Here is a 6,636-nt window from a genome sequence, read left to right as displayed (position 1 = left end):
CTGGACGAGGTGCAGGGGCGCTTTCTCCTCCAGGGACTGCGCGCACGACCGGACGGGGCGTCGGGCCGACGCGTCGGCCCGGCGCGTCGGCCCGGCGCCCCGGGGCGGTTCCTCGGGCTCAGATGTCCTCGGCGTCCTCCGCGGCGCGCTGCGGGAGGAAGCGCAGCAGGCCCATCGCCAGCAGGATCAGCACCACGTTGATCGCGAGCGCGGCCTCGAGACCGTGGGCGAAACCCAGTACCGGGGAGGCGGAGCCGGAGGCGATCGCGAAGAAGAGCGAGCCCAGCGTCGAGACGCCCAGGGCGGTGGAGATCTGCTGCACCGAGGTCAGGGCGCCGGAGGCCGAGCCGGCCTCGGCATCGGAGACGCCGGTGATGATGATGGAGAACGTCGGCCCCATCGCGATGCCGATGCCGATCCCGGCGATCAGCATCATCGGCGTCAGCAGCCAGGCGTCGACCGTTGTGCCCTGGGCCGAGATGCCGAGCAGCGTGAGCAGCTGGCCGAGCGCCGCGATCACCATGCCGATCGCCATCGTGCGGCGCGTGCCGCCGAGCTTCGCCGCCGCGGCCATGCCCAGCATCATCCCGAGCGCCTCGGAGATGGTGACGATCGAGGTGAGCAGCGGGCTCATCCCGAGCCCCATCTGCAGGAACAGGGCCGTGATCATGCCGATCGCCCCCGTGCCGCCGAAGAACACGAGCATGATCGCGAGGCCGGCGAGGAAGGTGCGGTTGCGGAACAGGCTGGGCTCGACCAGGGCGTCGCGGCCGGCGCGCGAGCGCCGACGCTGCTGGACGAGGAACACGCCGAGCAGCGCCACGCCGCCCGCGAGCACGACGAGGGTCCAGGCCGGCCATCCGAGCTCGCGGCCCTCGACCAGCGGGTAGACGATCGCGGCCATCCCGGCCGCGCTGAGCACGGCGCCCGTCCAGTCCAGGCTGAGGGAGCGGGTGGAGGACTCGCGCGGGAGCAGGCGCAGGCCCGCGACGATCGCGAGCACGCAGGGGATCACGTTGACCGCGAACAGGGAGCGCCAGCTGAGGCCGAAGGGATCGAGGTCCATGAGGACGCCCGCGAGAATCGGGCCGCCGATGCCGGCGACCATCATCATCGGGCCGAACAGGCCGAAGGCCTTCGCCGCGTGCTCCCCGGGGAACAGGGTGCGGATCATGCCCATGCCCTGCGGGAGCATGAGCGCGCCGAGCAGGCCCTGGAGCACGCGCCCCAGGATGAGCACCCAGGCGACGGGAGCGCAGGCCGACAGCAGCGAGCCGAGCGTGAAGCCGACCATGCCGATCAGGAACAGGCGGCGCTTGCCGAACATGTCGCCGAGGCGCCCGCCGATCAGCAGTCCGGAGGCCATGGACAGGGTGTAGGCGGCGGCCGTCCACTGCAGCAGGGCGGGGCCGCCGTCGAGGTCGGCCAGCAGCGCCGGGCCGCCGATGGACGTGATGAGGGCGTCGAGCCCGTCGAGCATCTCCGCCACCAGGATCACGACGAGGGCGAGCCAGGACGAGCGGGGGATCGGCGGAGCGGTGGAGGGCGGTGCGGCGACCGCGGAGTCGGTGAGGGGCGAAGTGGTCATGAGGGGCTCCTGGAAGGGGTGGGGTCGGCCGTTGGAGAACGCTGTTCATCCGCAGCCGAACACTGTTCGGAAACGACGAACAGTGTTCTACTCCTGAACGGTGTTCGGCGCAAGGGGTAAAGTCGGACCCATGGATCGTCGTCAGTTCCCACTCCCGCCGCGGACCCCCGGCCCGCCTCCGAGGCCGCCGCGTCCGCCCAGGTCGCGGCGGGTCCTGGACGCCGAGCAGATCATCGATGTGACCCTGCGCATCATCGACGTGGACGGGACCGACGCGGTGACCATGCGCCGTCTCGCCTCCGACCTGGGCGTGACCGCTTCGAGCCTCTACCAGCACGTGCGCAGCAGGGAGGACCTGCTGGCCCTCGCCCACGGCCGGGTCAGCGAGGAGGTGGGGCCCGTGCCCGACACCGGTGATCTCCGCGCGGACCTCCACGAGCACTATCTGCGCATGCACCGGGTGCTCACCGCCCACGGGGACATCGCGCGCCTGGACTTCGCGGCGGTGCCCTCGGGGATCGGCGACTTCGAGGACCTCGAGGTGCTGCTGGGACGGCTGCTCGACGCGGGGATCGGGTCCCGTCGGGCGATGTGGGCGGTGGATCGCCTGCTCCTCTACACGGCGGCCGACGTCTACGAGAACTGGCTCTTCCGCACCCGCACGGCGCCGGAGATGGAGGCCTGGACCACACGCGTCCGCGCGCACCTGGAGAGCGGCGGCGAGAACCCGTTCCCACTCGTCACCTCCCTGATGGGGACGATGGCCGAGGGCGACGTCGAGGAGCGCTACCTGCTGGGCCTGGACCTCCTGCTGGAGGGTCTGCTGCCGTAGTGCCGGGGCCGACGGCCGGGCCCGGGCCGACGGGCGGGGCCCGCGGGTCCTCCCCATGGCGCCGTCGCCCACAGCGGTCCCGCACGTCCCACCACCCCGTTAGCCTTGTCGGGTGGTCACCGCTCTGTACCGTCGCTACCGCCCTGAGTCCTTCGCCGAGGTCATCGGCCAGGACCACGTCACCGTGCCGCTCATGCGCGCCCTGCGCAACGGCCGGGTGGGCCATGCCTACCTGTTCTCGGGGCCGCGCGGCTGCGGCAAGACGACATCGGCCCGCATCCTCGCGCGCTGCCTGAACTGCGAGCAGGGGCCGACGGACACCCCGTGCGGCGAGTGCGACTCGTGCCGCGACCTCGCGCGCAACGGCCCCGGCAGCCTCGACGTGGTCGAGATCGACGCCGCGAGCCACGGCGGCGTGGACGACGCCCGCGAGCTGCGCGAGCGCGCGACCTTCGCGCCCGCGCGCGACCGGTACAAGGTCTTCATCATCGACGAGGCGCACATGGTGACCTCGGCCGGGTTCAACGCGCTGCTGAAGCTCGTCGAGGAGCCGCCCGAGCACGTGAAGTTCGTGTTCGCGACCACCGAGCCGGACAAGGTCATCGGCACCATCCGCTCGCGCACCCACCACTACCCGTTCCGGCTGATCCCGCCGCAGATCCTCACCCCGTACCTCGAGCAGGTCTGCGCGGCCGAGGGCGTGCAGGTCGGCGAGGGCGTGCTGCCGCTCGTGGTGCGCGCGGGCGGCGGCTCCGCGCGCGACACCATGTCGGTGCTCGACCAGCTGATGGCCGGCGCCGGCGAGGACGGCGTGGACTACGAGACGGCGATCAGCCTGCTCGGCTTCACCGACACCTCCCTGCTGGACGAGGCGATCACCGCGATCGGCCAGCGCGACGCCGGGACCCTCTACCGGGCGATCGAGCGGGTCCTGGAGACCGGCCACGAGCCGCGCCGCTTCGTCGAGGATCTGCTGGAGCGCCTGCGCGACCTCATCGTGCTCGCGGCGGTCCCGGAGCGCGGCCACGAGCTGCTGCCCGAGGTCCCCGACGCCGAGCTCGAGCGCATGCGCGAGCAGGTCGGCTGGTTCCCCGTCGCGGACCTCTCCCTCAGCGGCGATCTCGTGAACCAGGCGCTCAGCACCATGTCCGGTGCGACCAGTCCGCGTCTGCACCTCGAGCTGCTCGCGGCGCGGCTGCTGCTGCGCGGCCAGCAGGTCGCCGCGGCCCCCGTCGCCGGTGCCGCCCCCGGCGGTGCGCCGGGCGGAGCCGGAGCTTCCGGCCCCGGAGCCCCCGGGTCGGGTGCTGCCGGTGCGGGAGCGACCGGCGGAGCGCCCGCAGGACGCAGCGGGGCCGCTGCGGCGCGCGCCGCGCTGCCGAACGCGGGCGGGAACGCGCAGGCCGGTGAGGGACAGGGCCGCGGCGCACAGGCCGGCGGGACGCAGGCCGGGTCCGGCCGCGAGGAGGCCCGCAGGATCGCCCAGCAGCACTCCACCTCGGGGCAGGGTCGCAGCGCGAGCGCGGCGTCGGCCGCGCCTGCTCCGGCCGCTGCTCCCGCTCCGGCACCTGAGTCCTCGCGCCCGGCGGCGGAGCAGCCTCCGCGCCCGGCGGTGGACGAGCCGTCGTCCGCACGCTCCGCGCAGCCCGCGCCCACGGCCGCGTCGACCGCGCAGGGGGCGGAGAAGACCCAGCCCGAGTCCGGCGCATCCGCCGGTGCTCCGGGCGAGCAGTCCGCGCCCGCGGCCGACGACGACTGGGGCCCTGTCGCGGCGATCCCCGGGAGCGCGACGACTGACACCCGACCCGTCGAGGCGCCCGGATCGGACGCACCGCAGCCGGAGGCGGCGCCCACGCAGCCGTCCGCTCCTGCCCAGGGCGCTGACGGCCAGCCCGACCAGGCGGCGCAGCCCGCATCCGGCGGTGGTGCGCAGGAGGTCCGTGAGCACTGGTCGGCGATCCTCGACGCGCTGCAGCAGATCCGTCGGCCCTCGTGGGCGCTCGTCTCACAGCACGCGCACGTCGCCGACCTGAGCGGCGGGAAGCTGACGATCTCCTTCCGCTCCGGCGGCCTGCTCAGCGCCTTCGGGCGCGGCACCGGTGCGGAGAACCTCGCGCAGGCGGTGCGGAAGATCATGCACCAGGACATCACCGTGGAGGCGGTGCTCGACGAGAACCCCTCGGACGACGGCCCTTCCGGCGGCTCGGGCGGTGGCAGCGGCCCCGCCGGCGGCGACGGCCCTGCCAGCGGCAACGGTCCCTCCGGTGGCAGCGGATCGGGCGGCGCAGCCAGTGCTCCCGGCGGGGGAGCGTCGGGCGCAACCGCCGCCCCGACTCCGCGGGGTGCGCAGGGCGAGGGGCAGAACGCTCCTCGTGGCGCGGATGCGCCCGGGCGGCAGGATCCGCGATCGCAGGGGTCCCCGGCGCGCCCGCAGGCGTCATCGCAGCCTTCCGCCCAGTCCTCACCGCAGGCCGCGCCGCAGAATCGTCCCGCCGCCGAAGCCGGTGGCCGGGCGCCGCGTGGCGGAACCGCCCCGTGGGGCGACGCGGCGCCGCATGACGACTTCCCGCCGGAGCCCGACGACGACCCCTATCCGCCCGAGCCCGAGGACTCCTACCCGCCCGACCCGCGGGACTCCTTCGCACCCGGCCCTGCCGATCGGCCCATGGCGCGACCCGCCTCGGCACGCGAGACCGCGGCTCCCGGGACGCCGGGGCCCGAGACCGCGGGGACGTCGTCAGCCCCGTCGGGCGGTTCCCCCGCGCAGGGGAGTGCCGACGCGCAGGACGCATCGGTGCCGGACGCGACCGCGCACGACGCCGCGGAGACCAGCCCCGCGCCGACCGGTGAGGTGCTCGAGGTCCATGACGAGGGCCGTGACGCGCTCTCCGGCGACGTCCCGCGCACCCACGGGCAGGCCGCGCTGAAGAAGGCGATCGAGTCCGGGCGCCCCGTCCGCTCCCTCCCGCCCGTCGGCGGGGAGAGCGACAGCGCGAGCGATGGGAGCGGTGGCGACAACATCGGTGGCGACGACGGCGCTGGCGGCACCAGCGACAGTGGCATCAGCGGCAGGGGAGACGACGCGCAGCCCCCAGTGGTGGGCGAGGCCTCCGCTCCGGAACCCGATCCGGTCGCTGCACCGTCTGCACCGTCTGCGCCCTCGGCATCGCCCGACGCGGACTGGTCCTCGGCTCTGTCCTCGGTCGCCCCTCCCGCTGGGTCCGCGACCTCCGCTGCCCCGGCTCCTTCGGCGGCGTCGGCCTCGTCGGCGTCCGCCCCGCCGGCCCCGCCGGCCGCGGCGTCGGCTGCACCGGCCTCCGCGCCGTCGGCCCCCGCCCCGTCCGCACAGTCCGCCGCCTCGGCGTCCTCGGCAGCTCCCGCCCCGGCGACCCGCTCGACGGGCGCCGCGCTCGCGCGCGAAGCCGTGCTCGCCTCCCGCAGTCAGCCCGTGCAGCGCCGCGGCTCCGCTGCCGAGGCACCGCCCGAGCCCGATGCTCAGGACGAGGACCCCACGGGCGGCGCCACCTGGTACGACGAGGACGTGGACGCCGGGCAGGTCGCCACGCGCAGCGGACGCGAGATCGCCGAGACCGTGCTGGGCGGGAAGGTCCTGGAGATCATCGACGAGACCCGGTGAGGCCCGCCGCTACTCCTCGAGCAGCGAGAACAGGTCCGTGCGCAGCGTGGACGGATCCTTCGTCTCCGCGGGGTTGGACACGTAGAGCTCCCAGATCGGGAAGCGCGACTGCTCGCCCGCCTCGCCGACCGCCTCCATGAACGCGCCCCACGCATCGCCCAGCGCGCCGTACCCGCCCAGATGGCTGAGCATCGCCACGCGGCCCGTGGGCAGGCTCGAGGCCTGTGCGGTGAAGCCGCTCGGCAGCTCGAGCGGGCCCTCGAGCAGGCCGTCGACGGGGAAGCCGACCTCGAGGTCGGCCGTGTCCACGGGGAAGCGGTGGTGCAGGGCGAACGCGGCGCCCGTCGGGTGGATCCCGCGCTCCGCGAGCGCACCCGCGAGATGCGAGAACACGCCGTCCATCAGCTGCGGCAGTTTGAACACGGGGAAGTCCTCGCGAGAGACCACCACGGTGCGCACCACGGGCGCTTCCGCGATGCGCAGCTCGGTCACCGGGGCGTCGGCGTCGTACGGGGCGGGCAGGGACATCGCGGCTCCTTCGTCGATCCTGCGCCCACGGTAGCCGCGTGATCGGCCCCTCGC

4 protein-coding genes are annotated in these 6,636 nt (G+C 74.5%); 2 read left to right on the top strand and 2 right to left on the bottom strand.

Going from position 1 to position 6,636, the window contains the following annotated elements; translation table 11 throughout:
• Nucleotides 1–118 precede the first annotated feature (118 nt).
• Entirely contained in the window at nt 119–1,588 is a 1,470-nt protein-coding gene (locus I8D64_RS06135) for an MFS transporter (RefSeq protein ID WP_200501616.1), read from the bottom strand.
• Nucleotides 1,589–1,826: 238 nt separating this feature from the next.
• On the opposite strand from I8D64_RS06135, the gene I8D64_RS06130 reads away from it, so the two are divergent.
• Together I8D64_RS06130 and I8D64_RS06125 are read left to right on the top strand one after the other, a co-directional pair.
• Nucleotides 1,827–2,420 (top strand): TetR/AcrR family transcriptional regulator C-terminal domain-containing protein, encoded by a 594-nt coding sequence (locus tag I8D64_RS06130; protein ID WP_200501615.1) that lies wholly within the window; start codon nt 1,827–1,829, stop codon nt 2,418–2,420.
• Nucleotides 2,421–2,532: 112 nt separating this feature from the next.
• Nucleotides 2,533–6,054, top strand: a complete 3,522-nt coding sequence (locus tag I8D64_RS06125) for a DNA polymerase III subunit gamma and tau (RefSeq protein WP_200501614.1) — start codon at nt 2,533–2,535, stop codon at nt 6,052–6,054.
• Nucleotides 6,055–6,063: 9 nt separating this feature from the next.
• Here I8D64_RS06125 and I8D64_RS06120 read toward each other — a convergent pair whose 3' ends face one another.
• Nucleotides 6,064–6,582 carry a GyrI-like domain-containing protein gene (locus tag I8D64_RS06120; protein WP_200501613.1) on the bottom strand — a complete coding sequence of 173 codons (519 nt, stop codon included), beginning with the start codon at nt 6,580–6,582 and terminating at the stop codon, nt 6,064–6,066.
• Nucleotides 6,583–6,636 lie beyond the last annotated feature (54 nt).

The organism is Brachybacterium halotolerans, from assembly GCF_016623465.1.
GTDB classification, from domain to species: domain Bacteria; phylum Actinomycetota; class Actinomycetes; order Actinomycetales; family Dermabacteraceae; genus Brachybacterium; species Brachybacterium halotolerans.
This window is presented reverse-complemented; position numbering and strand designations above follow the sequence as displayed.